The sequence below is a fragment of the Arthrobacter zhaoxinii genome, from assembly GCF_025244925.1.
GTDB classification, from domain to species: Bacteria; Actinomycetota; Actinomycetes; order Actinomycetales; family Micrococcaceae; genus Arthrobacter_B; species Arthrobacter_B zhaoxinii.
The window spans coordinates 2136565-2150732 of sequence record NZ_CP104275.1 but is presented as its reverse complement, the minus strand read 5'-3'; the positions used below and the strand labels follow the sequence as shown (position 1 = coordinate 2150732).

Annotated in this window: 15 protein-coding genes and 2 tRNA genes; 6 read left to right on the top strand and 11 right to left on the bottom strand. The window is 66.7% G+C overall.

Annotation, left to right across the window (positions count from 1 at the left end; genetic code table 11):
• The first annotated feature begins 123 nt into the window (after positions 1-123).
• Positions 124-1554 (top strand): glyceraldehyde-3-phosphate dehydrogenase, encoded by a 1431-nt coding sequence (locus tag N2K95_RS10100; protein WP_260653783.1) that lies wholly within the window; start codon positions 124-126, stop codon positions 1552-1554.
• A gap of 98 nt (positions 1555-1652) precedes the next feature.
• Here N2K95_RS10100 and def read toward each other — a convergent pair whose 3' ends face one another.
• From def to N2K95_RS10075, 5 genes are all read right to left on the bottom strand, one after another.
• Positions 1653-2225 (bottom strand): peptide deformylase, encoded by a 573-nt coding sequence (def, locus tag N2K95_RS10095; RefSeq protein WP_260651458.1) that lies wholly within the window; start codon positions 2223-2225, stop codon positions 1653-1655.
• Positions 2226-2266: 41 nt separating this feature from the next.
• Complete coding sequence (locus N2K95_RS10090; protein ID WP_260651457.1) at positions 2267-3424, bottom strand: acyl-CoA dehydrogenase family protein; 1158 nt, start codon at positions 3422-3424, stop codon at positions 2267-2269.
• A 172-nt stretch (positions 3425-3596) separates the two neighbouring features.
• Positions 3597-3672: transfer RNA gene (locus N2K95_RS10085), tRNA-His, on the bottom strand.
• 140 nt (positions 3673-3812) lie between these two features.
• Complete coding sequence (gene orn / locus N2K95_RS10080; RefSeq protein WP_260653782.1) at positions 3813-4373, bottom strand: oligoribonuclease; 561 nt, start codon at positions 4371-4373, stop codon at positions 3813-3815.
• Between the two features lie 93 nt (positions 4374-4466).
• Positions 4467-5096 carry a hypothetical protein gene (locus N2K95_RS10075; RefSeq protein WP_260651456.1) on the bottom strand — a complete coding sequence of 210 codons (630 nt, stop codon included), beginning with the start codon at positions 5094-5096 and terminating at the stop codon, positions 4467-4469.
• Positions 5097-5338: 242 nt separating this feature from the next.
• Between N2K95_RS10075 and mptB the strand changes: the two genes are divergently transcribed.
• A complete protein-coding gene (gene mptB, locus N2K95_RS10070) occupies positions 5339-6883 on the top strand; it encodes a polyprenol phosphomannose-dependent alpha 1,6 mannosyltransferase MptB (protein ID WP_260651455.1) in 1545 nt (514 codons plus the stop codon).
• On the opposite strand, the gene N2K95_RS10065 is transcribed toward mptB, so the two are convergent.
• Positions 6846-8111, bottom strand: a complete 1266-nt coding sequence (locus N2K95_RS10065) for a glycosyltransferase family 87 protein (RefSeq protein WP_260651454.1) — start codon at positions 8109-8111, stop codon at positions 6846-6848. The genes mptB and N2K95_RS10065 overlap by 38 nt on opposite strands.
• Before the next feature lie 119 nt (positions 8112-8230).
• On the opposite strand from N2K95_RS10065, the gene N2K95_RS10060 reads away from it, so the two are divergent.
• On the top strand, positions 8231-8650 hold the full coding sequence (locus N2K95_RS10060) for a DUF3224 domain-containing protein (RefSeq protein ID WP_260651453.1): 420 nt from the start codon (positions 8231-8233) through the stop codon (positions 8648-8650).
• 8 nt (positions 8651-8658) lie between these two features.
• Here the strand turns inward: N2K95_RS10060 and N2K95_RS10055 are convergent, their stop codons facing one another.
• The 5 genes from N2K95_RS10055 to N2K95_RS10035 all read right to left on the bottom strand — a co-directional run bounded on the left by N2K95_RS10055 (position 8659) and on the right by N2K95_RS10035 (position 12465).
• Positions 8659-9396 carry a M50 family metallopeptidase gene (locus N2K95_RS10055; protein ID WP_260651452.1) on the bottom strand — a complete coding sequence of 246 codons (738 nt, stop codon included), beginning with the start codon at positions 9394-9396 and terminating at the stop codon, positions 8659-8661.
• Positions 9397-9437: 41 nt separating this feature from the next.
• On the bottom strand, positions 9438-10238 hold the full coding sequence (locus N2K95_RS10050; protein WP_260651451.1) for an anti-sigma factor: 801 nt from the start codon (positions 10236-10238) through the stop codon (positions 9438-9440).
• Complete coding sequence (locus N2K95_RS10045; protein ID WP_260651450.1) at positions 10219-10791, bottom strand: RNA polymerase sigma factor; 573 nt, start codon at positions 10789-10791, stop codon at positions 10219-10221. The genes N2K95_RS10050 and N2K95_RS10045 overlap by 20 nt, the downstream gene beginning before the upstream one ends.
• Positions 10792-10853: 62 nt before the next feature.
• The gene (locus tag N2K95_RS10040) at positions 10854-11543 is read right to left on the bottom strand and encodes a class F sortase (protein WP_260651449.1); all 690 of its coding nucleotides are present in this window, start codon (positions 11541-11543) and stop codon (positions 10854-10856) included.
• Positions 11544-11637: 94 nt separating this feature from the next.
• Entirely contained in the window at positions 11638-12465 is an 828-nt protein-coding gene (locus N2K95_RS10035) for a DUF4397 domain-containing protein (RefSeq protein WP_260651448.1), read from the bottom strand.
• Positions 12466-12660: 195 nt separating this feature from the next.
• On the opposite strand from N2K95_RS10035, the gene N2K95_RS10030 reads away from it, so the two are divergent.
• The 3 genes from N2K95_RS10030 to N2K95_RS10020 all read left to right on the top strand — a co-directional run bounded on the left by N2K95_RS10030 (position 12661) and on the right by N2K95_RS10020 (position 14105).
• A tRNA-Arg gene (locus N2K95_RS10030) sits at positions 12661-12733 on the top strand.
• Positions 12734-12974: 241 nt separating this feature from the next.
• Entirely contained in the window at positions 12975-13553 is a 579-nt protein-coding gene (ssb, locus tag N2K95_RS10025) for a single-stranded DNA-binding protein (RefSeq protein WP_260651446.1), read from the top strand.
• 66 nt (positions 13554-13619) lie between these two features.
• The gene (locus tag N2K95_RS10020; RefSeq protein ID WP_260651445.1) at positions 13620-14105 is read left to right on the top strand and encodes a DUF6993 domain-containing protein; all 486 of its coding nucleotides are present in this window, start codon (positions 13620-13622) and stop codon (positions 14103-14105) included.
• Positions 14106-14168 lie beyond the last annotated feature (63 nt).

Genomic DNA, 14168 nt, shown 5'->3' with positions numbered 1-14168 from the left:
GTGGGCCGGATGTGTCCTAATACACTGGTAGGGATTACCCCCAACCGGCACAACGCGGTGCCGGCTGAGAAAAGGATGTGAAGTTCTGTGAGCTCCAATTCGGATACGTGCCTCGACGCCTGGATGGACCGGGAGGCCCTCGCCGAGGCCATGATTCCGCTGATCGGGCGGCTCTACCGGGAAAACAGCGTAGTGACCTCGGTGTACGGGCGTCCGCTCGTCAATAAGTCCGTCATCGACATTCTGAAAGCCCACCGGTTCGCCCGCCAGATCGACGAAACCGAACTGCCGGTCTCGGAGACCTATCCGCTCCTCCTGGCACTGAGTGGACTGGAACTGGGTGCAGCCTCCGTCGACCTGGCCCGGCTGAGCAACAAGTACAAGGAGCAGGGCGGCGGGGACCTCACCGAGTTCCTGCGCATCGAACTGGCCGACGTCGCCGGTAAGCGGGGGGCAGACGAGCGGACCAGCACCGACGTCGTGCTCTATGGCTTTGGCCGCATCGGCCGGCTGCTCGCCCGGATCCTCGTGGAGAAGGCCGGCGGCGGCCAGGGCCTGCGGCTGCGCGCCATCGTGGTGCGGAAGGGATCCGAAAACGATCTCGTGAAGCGTGCGAGCCTGCTGCGCCGGGATTCGGTGCACGGCGCCTTCAACGGCACCATCACGGTGGACGAGGAAAACAACACCATCCTCGCCAACGGCACCCTGATCCAGGTCATCTACTCCAACGATCCCGCCACCGTGGACTACACCTCCTACGGCATCAGCAACGCAGTGGTGGTGGACAACACCGGCCGCTGGCGCGATGAGGCAGGCCTGTCCCAGCACCTGGCCGCCAAGGGCGTGTCCCGGGTGCTGCTGACCGCCCCGGGCAAGGGCAGCCTGAAGAACATCGTGCACGGGATCAACCACGGGTCCATCACCGATGAGGACCGCATCATCACGGCCGCTTCCTGCACCACCAACGCCATTACCCCGGTGCTCAAGGTGCTCAACGACAAGTACGGCATTGAAAACGGGCACGTGGAAACGGTGCATTCCTTCACCAATGACCAGAACCTGATCGACAACTTCCACAACGGCGACCGGCGCGGTCGGTCGGCGGCGCTGAACATGGTCATCACGGAAACCGGTGCCGCGAAGGCCGTGGCGAAGGCACTGCCGGAACTGGAGGGCAAGCTTAGCGGCAATGCCATCCGGGTTCCCACCCCGGACGTGTCCATGGCCATCCTGAACCTGAACCTGGAGAACCCCACCACCCGGGATGAGGTCAACACGTTCCTGCGCGAAACCTCGCTGAACTCGCCGCTGCACAAGCAGATCGACTACATTGCCTCGCCCGAGGTGGTCTCCAGCGACTTCGTGGGCTCCAAGCGGGCCGGAATCGTGGACGGCCTGGCGACCATTTCCAACGGGAAGAACCTCGTGCTGTACGTCTGGTACGACAACGAATTCGGCTACAGCTGCCAGGTGGTCCGGGTGCTGGAGGAAATGGCACACGTCAACCCGCCGGCCTTCCCCAAGGCACAGTCGCTGGCAGCCATCGCCGGCTAACAGCAGGCAGCGGCGAAGCAGCCAACCAACGAAGGACCCGCAGGAGAATCTCCCGCGGGTCCTTCAGTGGTTAACGAGGCAGTGGGCCCCGGGGCGGCTCAGTGGCCGAAGGGATCCGGATCCACGCCCGGCATCCAGGAATGCCCCGGAACGGTCCAGCCCTGCGCCTTCAGCACCTTCCGGGCCTTCCGGCCCCACCGGTCGGTGAGCCGGTCCACGTAGAGCTTGCCGTCGAGGTGGTCATACTCGTGCTGCAGGACACGGGCAAACCAGTCGGTCGCCTCAAACTGTACGGGCGCACCGAATTCGTCGAAGCCGCTGATCTTCACCCATTCCGCCCGGTTCACCGGGAAGTTCTCGCCGGGCACGGAGAGGCAGCCTTCGGAGGTCTCGTCCGGATCGGGGGCGGACCCCGGAATCTTGGACGTGATCAGGGTCGGGTTGATGACGACGCCGCGGTCGGGGGCATCGTCGTCGTTCTCAAACGCGAACGTAAACAGGCGCAGGCCGACGCCGATCTGCGGCGCTGCCAGGCCCACGCCGTTGGCGACGTCCATGGTTTCGAACATGTCGGCAACCAGGGTGCGCAGTTCGTCATTGAACTCTTCCACCTCGGCCGCCCTGCGGTGCAGTACGGGCTCTCCGTGGATGACGATGGGACGAACGGTCATTACTGTCTTTCTCTCGTGGGTGGTGGTGCCGGGAGCCGGGCTCAGCGGACGATGCCGCGCCCGATGACTTCCCGCATGATTTCGCTGGTGCCGCCGAAGATGGTCAGCAGGCGGGCGGCCAGGAAGGCCTGGGCAACCGGGTATTCCAGGATGTAGCCGTAGCCTCCGTGCAGCTGCAGGCAGCGGTCGGTGATGGACTTGGCGCGTTCGCTGGCCCAGAGCTTGGCCTTGGCGGCGGAGACGGCGTCGAGCCTGCCTTCATTGAAGGCAAGGATGGCGGAATCGACATAGGCTTCGGTGACTTCAACCTCGGTGAGGATGTCCGCCAGGGCAAACCGGCTGTTCTGGAAGTCGGCGATCCGGTCCCCGAAGGCGTTGCGGTTTTTGGTGTATTCCACCGTGGCTTCGTAGATCTGCCGGGCGACGGCGGAGGAGGCGACGGCGATGGCCAGCCGGCCCTGGGGGAGCTGGCCCTCGGCGTACTCCAGACCGCGGCCGACGTCGCCCACGAGGTTGGCTGCCGGGACGCGCACGTCGTCGAAGAACAGTTCAGCGGTGTCGGAGGCCTTCAGGCCCATCTTGTCCAGCTGGCGTCCCGTGCTGTAGCCCTCGGTTTTCGCCACCATGAACATGCTGAAGGAATCCCGCTGCCCGCGGCCGGTGCTGCCGTCGGTGCGCGCAAGGACCAGGGACGCGTCGCCGCTGATGCCGTTGCCGATGAAGGTCTTCTGGCCGCTGAGGCGCCAGTCGCCGTCGTCGGTGCGGACCGCCTTGGTGCGGATGCCGCGCAGGTCGCTGCCCGCGCCGGGCTCGGTCCAGGCCACCGAGGTCACCAGATCTCCGGACACCATGCCCGGCAGCCAGTGTGCCTTGAGCTCGTCGGAGCCGTAGGCCAGCAGGTGGGGGAGGACCATGTCGTCATGCAGGTGGAAGGCCAGGCCGACGGCGAGGTGGTTGGCGCGGGCGAATTCCTCGTCCATCACGGCGCGGAAGCGGTAATCCGGCATGCCGGCGCCGCCGAACTCCTCGGGGACCGCCAGGCCCAGCAGGCCCTGCTCGCCGGCAGCCTTCCATAGCCGGCGGGGCATCATGTGCGCCGCGTCCCACTCCGGGTACCCGGCGGCGACTTCGCGGGAATCGAATTCCCGGACGACTTCCCGGAACAGCTCATGGTCCTCTTCGAACAGTCTGCGCTCCAAGGCGGCGCCTCCTCATTGATAAGCCACGCATAGGCGTATGGGGTTCAGTGCGGACCATTGCCCGCGGGCGCCGTGCATCAGGCACCGCACCGCTAACAGTGAAACACAAACATAAAAGGCCGCCCCGGACTAATCCGAGGCGGCCTATCGAAGCTGGAACCGCCAGCCTCATTGGGGTGAGTAACGGGGGTTGAACCCGCGACCTCCTGGACCACAACCAGGCGCTCTGCCAACTGAGCTATACCCACCATGTGCCTCAAACGTTCATCCGCGAAGTCCAGGCGAGTGGTCTTGCGGACTCATTTATCTGAGGCAGCGGAATCAAGCTTACACGGTTTTTGGAGTGCTTTTGACACGTCCGGTCCCATGCGGGCTTTTTGTGATGGAGCTAACTCGAAATCCCGGCGGCAATCTTCTTGGCAGTGGCGGAATCCGGCCCCGGAGCGGGAACGAAAACAGCCTCGCGGTAATAGCGCAGCTCGTTGATGGAGTCGCGGATATCGCCCAGGGCGCGGTGGCCGCCACTCTTGGCCGGCGCCTGGAAATAGGCCCGGGGATACCAGCGGCGGGCCAGCTCCTTGATGGTCGACACATCGATGATCCGGTAGTGCAGGTAGTCGATGACCTCCGGCATGTCCCGGGCCAGGAACATCTTGTCCGTCCCCACGGAGTTGCCCGCGAGCTGCGCCTTCTTCGGCTCGGGCACCCACTTGGTGATGTATTCGACGACGGCAGCCTCGGCCTCGGCCATGGTGATGCCGTTGGGCAGCTCGTCCAGGAGCTTGGAGGTGGTGTGCATCTGGCGCACAAAGTCACCCATCTGGGCCAGCGAGGCATCATCCGGCTTGATGACCACGTCCACGCCGTCACCGAGGATGTTCAGCTCGGAGTCCGTGACGAGGACGGCCACTTCGATCAGGGCGTCGTTTTTGATGTCCAGGCCGGTCATTTCACAGTCGATCCAGACCATACGTTCATTTGTTATTGGCACGTCTCCAATGTACCGCTTTCAACGGTCAGGCCTTTGGGAACCGCCGGGAGCCTAATGGCTGGAGTGGCTGCGCTGGCGCCGTTCGGGGGATTCGCTGCCTGCGGTCGCGTAACTGGCCGGAACGCCGTTCAAATAGGGCTGCAGGGGGATCTGTCCCGTCTCGGGCGGTCCGAAGGTGCGGGTCCACCGGCTCGGTTCGGCGGGCATCTCGTGGAACACAGGCACAGCAGCAGCGCGGCGTCCGTGCGGTTCGCTGCGGGTGCGGGCCGCGGCATGGGCGGTTGCTGCCCGAGGGGACGCCTCGGCAGCAGACGCAGCCCGGCCGGGGGAGGGCGCCGTTGGTTCAGGGGACGCCGGGAGGAAGACCGGCGCCACCGGGAGGAAGGAAGCAGGGACGGCCGCCGTCGTCGTCGTGGCCTCCATAGGGTCCGCGGAGCCGGAGGGAAGGGCGCGCGGCGGTTCGAAGAACCAACTCAGCCCAAACGTCAGGAACAGCAGGCCCGACCCAGCCGCAACGGCACCCCGGGGCGCCTCAGCCCACAGCAGGGCAGCGGTGGCGACGGCGGTGAGGAACACGCCCCAGGCCAGCAGCTCGGGACTGCGTCCCTGCGGCCGCGGTGCCGCGTCCCGACGTACTTCGGGTTTGCTTGTCTTGATAGGTTCTGCCCGGTGGCGCCCCACAGCCAATACCGCCTTACCTCGGTTGTCCCAACTGAAACTTCAGTGTAAGGGACAGTGGTCCACCTCACAGGATTGGCGGCGGGCGCGTCGCCTGCGGCCCGGGTGGCTACAGGCCTCGATGCTAATATCAGCCTGTTACGGTACCGGGCATTCTTGTGCCCGCATTTCGGGACCGGTACCGGACCCTGACTGCCCACAGGCCCGCAGGACAAAGTGTTAACCCAGAGATTGGAACCACGTAGATGACCGCCCAGGTCCCCGCGACCGAGCCTTCGTCTCCGGGCTCGGAGATAGCGAAAGCCGACCGCCCCAACATCGCGATTGTGCAGGGGTTCATAGGTTCCCTCCTGATGCTCGCGGGATCCTTCGGCGTCGGCTGGCTGTCGCTTGCTTCCGTCAATCTGCGGAGCAACCCGCTGATCATCTGGATGCGTTTTGATCAGCCCATCGGCGCCGTTGCCGCAGTCCTGATGCTGGCCACGGGCGGGATGCTCCTGGTGCGGTCCTGGCTTCGCCTGGGCCAGCGGATGAAGGGTAGCTGGGGCCCGGAATCCCGGCCCGTGGTCCTGCGTGCCGTGATCGCCTGGTCGGCGCCCATGTGCTTCACCCTGCCGTTGTTCAGCCGCGATGTCTTCGCCTACATCGCCCAGGGCCTGGTCATGGTCAGCGGGCTGAACCCGTACAAGGACGGCTACTCCCAGATCTCCAACTACCTGCAGCTCGGCGCGGACGATCTCTGGGCACAGAGCCCCACGCCGTACGGTCCCGTCTTCCTCTGGATCGAAGAGCTGGTGGTACGGATTACCGGAGGGCAGCCCGAGTTCTCGATCCTGCTGTTCCGCCTGATTGCACTGGTCGGTGTTGCCCTGTGCGTTTACTACGTGCCGAAGCTGGCCGAACTGCACGGCATCAACCCCAACCGGGCCCTGTGGCTGACGGCAGCGAACCCGCTGTTCCTGGTCAATTTCATTGCCGCCGTCCACAACGATGCCCTGATGATCGGCCTGGCCCTGGCCGGGCTGTACCTGGCGGCAACCAACCGTGCCCTGGCCGGCATCCTGCTGGTGACCCTGTCCATCGGCATCAAGCCGATCACCATCATTTTCCTTCCGTTCATCGGCCTGCTCTGGGCCGGAAAGAACGCCTCGTGGCGGCGGAAGTTCACCTACTGGTTCATGACGGCGGGCCTTTCGCTGGGGCTGCTGTGGATCATGGGCCTCATCAACGGGTTCGGCTTCGGCTGGGTGGGGGCCCTGAGCACCCCCGGCAGTGTCTGGATCTGGTACGCACCGGTGGGCTTCGCCGGCATGCTGGTGGCAACCCTGGGCAATGCCCTCGGGCTGCCGGGATGGACCCTGGCCGACATCGTCCACATGATTGGACGCCTTGCCTCCGTGGCCATTGTGCTGTGGCAGATGTTCGTGGGGCAGCACAGCCGCATGATCCGGCGGCTGGCACTGGCCTTCGCCGCCATCGTGATGCTGGCGCCGATGATCCAGTCCTGGTACGTCGTCTGGCTCATCCCGCTGTTCGCGGTGACCGGCCTGCGGGATGACTGGCAGGCGAAGACGCTGTACCTGTTCGTCTCGTTCTTTATGGTCTACGCCATCAGCGACCAGCTGGATATCTGGCCCTACTTCGAGTTCAGCCTCAGCGCGGCCCGCCAGATCGCTGCGGTCATCGCGCTGGGCTTCGCCCTCTACCTGATTTTCCTGGACCCCAAGACCAAGGTCCTGTTCCGCAAGAAGCTTACGGAGCCTGCTCCGGGCGAACTGCGGACGCACTAAGCCTGTCGCCGCCGGCCCGGGTCAGGCGAATGACCCGGGCCAGCGACCAGCCGAAAAGCACCAGCAGGAGGATATTGCGGGCGGTCAGGAGCAGCGCCACGGCAATGTTCAGGTCGTTGTACAGGGCGGCGTAGAACATCGGATAGACGAGGGTGGTCAGCGCGGCAATCGCCGCCATGAGGATCCCGGGCACCTTCCAGTCCCTTCCCTCCCAGGCGAGGCCGACGGCGACCACGGCGCCCAGCCAGAGCATGAACTGCGGCGATCCCACCTTGTTGAACACAATGAACGCGCTCACCAGTGCCAGCGAGCCGGAGATCAGCAGGGCACGGGAATCGGCGCCGCGGCGCAGCGCCCAGATCAGCAGCCCGACGACGGCGAGGGCGGCCAGTGCCAGCAGCGGCGTCATCAGCGCGGCCACGGGCTCGCCGAGGGCACCGCGGACCTCGCGGGTGTTGATGACCTTGTCTTCGAAGATGTACGCGTCTGAGGATCCGAGGATCGCCTGCCAGAGTCCCGGCGTCGTAAAGGGCGCTTCCATCTGCATGCCCCGGGCACCCTGTTCGCCGACGAAGCTCAGCAGGTGGGGAAGGCCGCCCGAGAGTGCCACGGCGACGGCAATGAGCGCCGATACCGCCGCGCCGGTGGCCAGCAGGGTCAGGCGCTTCTTCCACGCCACGAGCACCGCGAGGATGACGGCGGCCGGCCAGACCTTGATCCAGGTTGCCAGCGAAAGCAGTGCCGATGCCAGCACGGGACGGGTGGCCAGGAACAGCAGGCCCATGATCACCAGCGGTGCCGTGAGTCCGTCCACTCGGCCCACCGCAACCGGCCCGAGCAGCGCCGTGATGGCCAGCCACCAGTAGGCGGCTGCGATGCCCTGGGTTCCGGCGCGCCGGGCAAGGACCGCGACGCCGGCCGCGTTCAGGGCGGTAAAGAGCAGGAACCACGTGAACTGGTAGGCGCCGTAGCCGAAGACAGCTGCCAGGACCATCGGTACGAGCGCGGCAATGGGATAGACCCAGCCGCCGTCAATCCCGACCCAGTAGCCTTCCTGGATTCCGGAGAACGCCCACAGCCGGTAGAAGCCGACGTCACTGAGGACATCGCCGCCGAGAATACGGGTCGCGAGGGCGGCAAGGAAACCCAAATGGACGACGGCAAATACCGTCCAGAGGGCGGCGGGGCGGAGTAACCGATGAAGCTGGAAGGCCGATTTCCGGGACATGCGAGGGTGGTGCTCCTTAGGTAAATCCGTTGCCGTGCCGCGTCGCGTGCACAGCGATAAGGCTACCCAAGCGCAGCACCCGGCATGCAATCCGCCGCCGGACACGGGATACTGAAGTAATGACCGACCTAACTGAAGAAGTGATTGTGGCGGATTTCGACGTTTCGGAGTGGGAACCCACTCCGTACCAGGTGGAAGGAACCAACAGCGAACTGTCCACGGTTCGGGCAGTGAAGATCTACGAAGGCGACATCACCGGGACTTCCGTCGCTGACCTGATTATGGCCGGAAACTCCGTGGGTGCCGGCTATGTCGGATCCGAGGTTTTCGCCGGGACCATAGCGGGCCGCTCCGGAACCATGGTGATCCAGCACTGGGGGTTGGCCGAAGGAACGGCGACGGCCAGCTCCGGACACATTATTCCGGGCTCCGGCACGGACGATCTTGCCGGCATCTCCGGCAAGGCCATCTACACGCAGGAAGAGGACGGCCAGCACCGGCTTGAACTGCGGGTTACCTTCCCCGCCGTCCAGGGATAGGCCGCGAACTACCCGCCCAGAGCGGCGAACACCGCCGTCGCCAGTGAAGCGGCGATCACGAGGGCGAACCCCGCCAGCCACAGCGCAGCAGGAACCCCGGTACGCCGGGAGAGGATATAGGCGTCGGAGCTTTCCAGGTTCCGGCGCCGGTGTGTGTGTACGCTCAGCACGTTGAACCAGTCGCGGACGGCCCCTACGAGCAGCGCAATACCCGTACCCATGGCCACGTACCCGGCGACGGGAGGGGCCGCGAACCAGACCAGCAGCACCGAGACTCCCGCGCAGCCGAAGGCAATCAGCAACCCCTGGCCGTTCCGGATGAACAGCAGCGCGGAGAGCAGCACCAGGGCGCTGAGGGACAGGGCAGCGCCGGACCAGCCACTAAGTCCGGCCAGCACCAGGACGGCGCCCACCACCGCCGGGACAGGGTAGCCCCAGAACCCGGCCCAGGCTGCGGGGAAACCTCCCCGGCCCAGGGAGCGCATATCGCCGGAATGGTCAAAGCGCAGGCGGATGCCTTTCACGACCTGCCCGGTTGTCAGCGCGGCGAAGGCATGGCCGAGCTCGTGGACGAACGTGACGAACAGTCCGAACCACCGCCACGTCCCCCGGGGGATGCTGAGCAGGGCCGCTGCACCGGCAATCAGCAGCAGTGCCAGGGGATCCGGATCCACCGCCGGTACCCGGTCGAAGCCGGACAGGACCCGGTTCCACCACTCGCCGGCGATGTCCAACGGTTCAGCCACGGGCGGCCGGCCTCCGCGGCCGGTTGTCGAGGCGGGCGGGCTCAGAGATCGAGGACGCCGCGCAGGATCGAGTCCCCGGAATGCGTGGGGTTCCCGTCAAAGGGCTCGTCGGAGATATCAACAATCGGGTACTCATCGAGGTCAAGGTTAGCCGGAATGGTGAACCGGCCTTCCGTGCCCTCCATCGTCCCGAGGCTGACCATCCGTTCCACATCCGGGGCTATCAGCCAGACTTCCCTGAAGCCCTGCGCATCGGAACCGCTTGCCGTGACCACCAGCTCGCGTCCGCCGTCGGCACGCTCATCCACCTCGGCGCGGCCCGTTTCCGAGTACTCAGGCAGGGGAGCCAGGTCCACTGCGGCAATAACCTCGGTCCGGTCCGACAGAATCCGTGCGACGCCCCAGGTACCGGCCGCAGCCAGCACCACGGCCGCTGCCGCGGCACCCAGGATCTGCGGGAGCCGCCGCCGTTCGCGCCGCTTCCGGGCAGCCTCCAAAGGCACCGGTGACGACCCCGTCCGGGACGTTTCCGGGGCGGTCGCCCGCGCCTCGGCGGCTGTCGGCGCCGTGCCGGCGCCGGAAATGTCGGACGGAGCCTCGTCGAACGGGTCGGAGCGGACGGCGTCGCTGAGTCCGAGCCGGGCATGGATGCCGTCCCAGACGGACGACGGCGGCCGGGGTAGTGCCTCCGCCGCGGCCGGGCTCCTCCCGGCTGTGACGACGCGCTGCAGGGCCGTGACTTCCGCGGAGCATTCGGCACAGCCGGCAAGGTGGGCCGTCTCGTCGGATCCGGCCTCGCCAAGGGCGCACAGGGCCAGCTCCTCAGGTGGCAGATGCTGCATCGCTGACCTCCAATCGGTGCCGGAGTTGGACAAGGCTTCTTCGGATATGGCTCTTTACGGTACCCAACGGGAGTTTCAGTGTTTCCGATATCTGCTGATGTGTCAGATCGTCATGGAAGGCCAGGCGGAGGATGGAACCCTGCGGCTCCCCGAGCCTGGCCAGTTCGGCGTCGAGCACCACACGGTCCGCCACGCCGTCGGGGTCCGGTCCGGCGGACGGTACGGCATGGCGGCCAGGCTCCGGAGACTCCATCAGGGTTTCGGAGGAACGGACCTGGGCCGTCGCCATGCCGGCCGCCACGTTCCGTCCGATGCCGACCAGCCAGGCGGCCAGAGTGGAGCGCTCAGGGGCATAGCTGCCGCGGTATTTCCAGGCCCGGATGAACACTTCCTGCACGGCGTCGTCGGCTGCGCCCGGATCCAGGACCCTGCGCAGCGCCAGCGCCCGGATCAGTGGTGAGAACCGGCGGTAGGCCTCCGCCAGTGCCGCTTCGTCCCCTGCAGCGAAGGCAGCGTCCATCGCGGCGTCGCGATCTGAGGCGCCCGTGGGCATCAGTGCCGTTCTCCTGCCGTGCGGGGCTGCGTCCGGTATCCGGCAGCTCTCTGAGGTAGCCACTATGGTACGGGTACGGCGGTGAGCACAACGTTGTCTTCATAGTCACCTACCGGGTCCAGCCATCTACCGCCGCACGTTACCAGTTCCAGCCGCGGCGCACCGTCACGGTCAAAGAGATTAAATTCGTCGAGTGATGCCTTGGGAATGTTCTGCACCTTTTCGGTCGTGTACTTCACGACGGTTCCGTCGCTGCGGGTCACGGTCACGGGGGTGCCGGCGGGGACATCGTCCAGGCCCGCGATGGGAAGCTCCTCGGTGCGTGAATCCACATGGGCGGCCAGCACCGCCGCTCCGCGGGAGGACCCGGGTGCGGGGCCGAAGCGGTACCAGCCGGCCTGGTAATGGTTGTCCGGCAGCGTCATGGCGCCGTTATCCTCCTGGCCCACCGGGATCACCTCCAGCTCGATGCCGGTTCCCTCCACACTCACGCGGACGGGCTCCGGAACGGCTTCGGCCGGTGTGGGCACTGCTGGCCGTACCGGTATCTCCGTGGCGGGTGCCGCGGGTGCGGCGGATGCGGATGCCTCCGGCGGCGCTGCCGCCGTGGATGACGGGGAAGGCGCCGGACTCGACATGGAACCGGTTACTGAGCCGGCTCCGGGATCGCCGCTGCAGGCCGCAGTCCCGGCAAGGACGCCGACTGAGAGGCAGGCCGCTGCTGCGACTCGCCGCAGGGAGACAACGGGCATAAAAAGGACCTCCGGAAAGGGTGGCCCCGGTGCTGCGGCGCGGAAAGGGGGTTTCGGGTGCGCCGCAGCACCGGGGGATCGGGACGGGTGCGCCTTAGTTGCTGCCGGCCGTGGAACGGCGGCGCAGCATAACGGCACCCAGGGTGAGCAGTGCGACGCCGCCGGCAGCGGCAGCCGCCGTCAGGGCCTGCTCGTCCCCGGACTGGGCAACCTGTTCCAGGGCGCCCGGAACCGCGTGCGGCGCCGAGTGCAGGCCCTCGATGGTCTGGGTGGCGAGGGCCAGGTTTCCCGCTTCGAGGGAACCCCAGGCGTAGGCAATCGTGTTGGTGCCTTCGGCCAGGGTCAGATCCGCCGGACCGATTACCGGCGTGGTGGTGCCGGCCGCGGCAACCGATGCGGAGACCGTTCCGGCATCCACGGTCAGCGCCTTCTCATTGGGGTTGGTGAGGCCCTCGATGACCGGCGTGCCGCCGGCCAGGACGTCGACGGCGGGTGCGGCTGCCACATGGCGGACGGTCAGGCGGGACTTGCCCGCCTCCACGGCGGCCGTGTCATTGGTGAACAGGTTCGCCGTCGGCTTGCCCGATGCATCCAGGTTGGCCGTGGCGGTGTAGTTGCCGCCGGCTGCCAGATCCGCGGACACCGGGCCGATGATCGGCGCCGAGGCGTCAGCGGCATCGGCCGCCGTGATGGCCAGCTGGTAGTTGCCGCCCGGCAGGTCCAGCGGTCCGGCAAGCTCGCCCGGCATAAAGTCATCCAGGGTGAGTGTGCCGTTCACGTACACGTCCACCGGAGTGTCCGGAACACCGTGCAGTACCGACAGTTTTGCGGTATCGGAGTCGGCGGCGGATGCCGGTACAGCCGAGAAGGCTGCGGCGGCACCCAGGCCGAGTGTCGCGAGAGCGGTAGCGGTCTTGCGCATGGTCTGAGCTCCTTGTTCTGCCGCACCCATCGGTACGGATTTGTGACTTACACCCCTACTACTTCCGGGGTGCCCGTCTTGGATGCAGGTGGGCGGAACTATTTTTCGGCCGGCGTCCGGCGGGAGCCTGCCGCGGTCCGTCTCCCGACCCGGCCGCGCGGACAACCCCGGCCGGCGTAGTAACATCGACGGGTGGCCCTCGTAGCTCAATGGATAGAGCAACGGCCTTCTAATCCGTAGGTTGCGCGTTCGAGTCGCGCCGGGGGCACCGAAAAGACGGAAGCGGCCGCCTGGTTTTTAACCGGGCGGCCTTTCGTTTCAGTGGCTTTTCCTCCACAGCGAGTCCCGTGCCGGTGCCCGTCTGCGGGTATCCACAATGGGCGTCCCGGTGCGGCGGCCACGGTGCCGGCGGCGAAAACTGGTTGGACCGGCGGTTCCGCCGGCACCCAGGCCGTCCGGGCCGGGCCCATGGGCACGGCACCGAGGCGTTGAGCCGAAGGCAGGAAAACATGAGTGACACCATTACGCTCCGGGGCTACGTGGCCACCGACCTCCGCCAGAACACCACCGATAACGGACTCGCCGTCGCCAGTTTCCGGATGTGCACCACGGAACGCCGCTATGACCGGGACACCGGGGGATGGCAGGACGGGCAGACAAACTGGTACGCCGTCAGCCTGTTTCGCCAGCTCGCCACCAATTCCGTGTTCAGCATCCACAAAGGGGACCGGGTAGTGGTAACCGGCCGGCTGCGGCTGCGGCAATGGGTGACGGAGGACGGCCGCAGCGGCACCAGCGCCGACATCGATGCGGACACCGTGGGCCACGACCTGATGTGGGGCACCGCAAGCTTCCGCCGCACGGCCTCGTCCGGAGCCGACGCATCCGCGGGGGAGCGGCAGGACAATGCGGCCGGGACAGACGACGGCAGCGGACCCGGTGCCGACGGCGATCCGGACCTGTCGCCGGGCCGGTTGGATCCGCTGACCGGTGAGCTTCTTGATCCCGACGACGACGGTAGTGCTGCGGACGATGACGGGGCGGGAGCAACGGTGGAAACCCGCGAACGGGCAGGCGCACCGTACTGACCGGGCCCCTTCCGGTTACCGGGCGGCCTTTTGTCCGTCCGCGGTGGCGCATGACACAATCGCCGGATGAACCGCCGCCCAGCTCGACCGTCCGTACCCGCCGCCGTGCTGGGGGCCGCGTTCCTGGCGCTCGCGGTTGGGCTCTCCGGCTGCGGTTCACCGGGGGAGGACAACACTGCGCCTCTGCCGCGCGAATCCGCCGCGCCGGAATCCGTCCCCGCCGATACAGCCGCCAGCCCGACGCCCGCCCCGGCTCCCGACGATGCGCCCGCGGCGGTCACCGCAGCACTGCAATCCGAGCTGGGGAAGCTGGCGGACGCCGATCCGACCCCGGACCGGAGCGCGGTGGCAGGGGCGTTCACCGCGGCCGGCTTTCCGGCGGACTCGGTGGAGGTGTCTGCGGACCGCACGCCCACCGGTCTGGAAGTCGATTCCATCCAGGCAGCGGCCGTGCAGGACGGGGAGTGCATTTTCGGTGAAGTCCGGAACGGGTCGGTGAGTGTGACCGTGCTTCCGGTGCTGTCCGACGGCGGTTGCTTCGTCGGTAACTGACCACCGGAATCCTGGTCCGCCGCCGGGACTTGCGGAACGCTCCCGGGGGACAGCCGCCCGTCC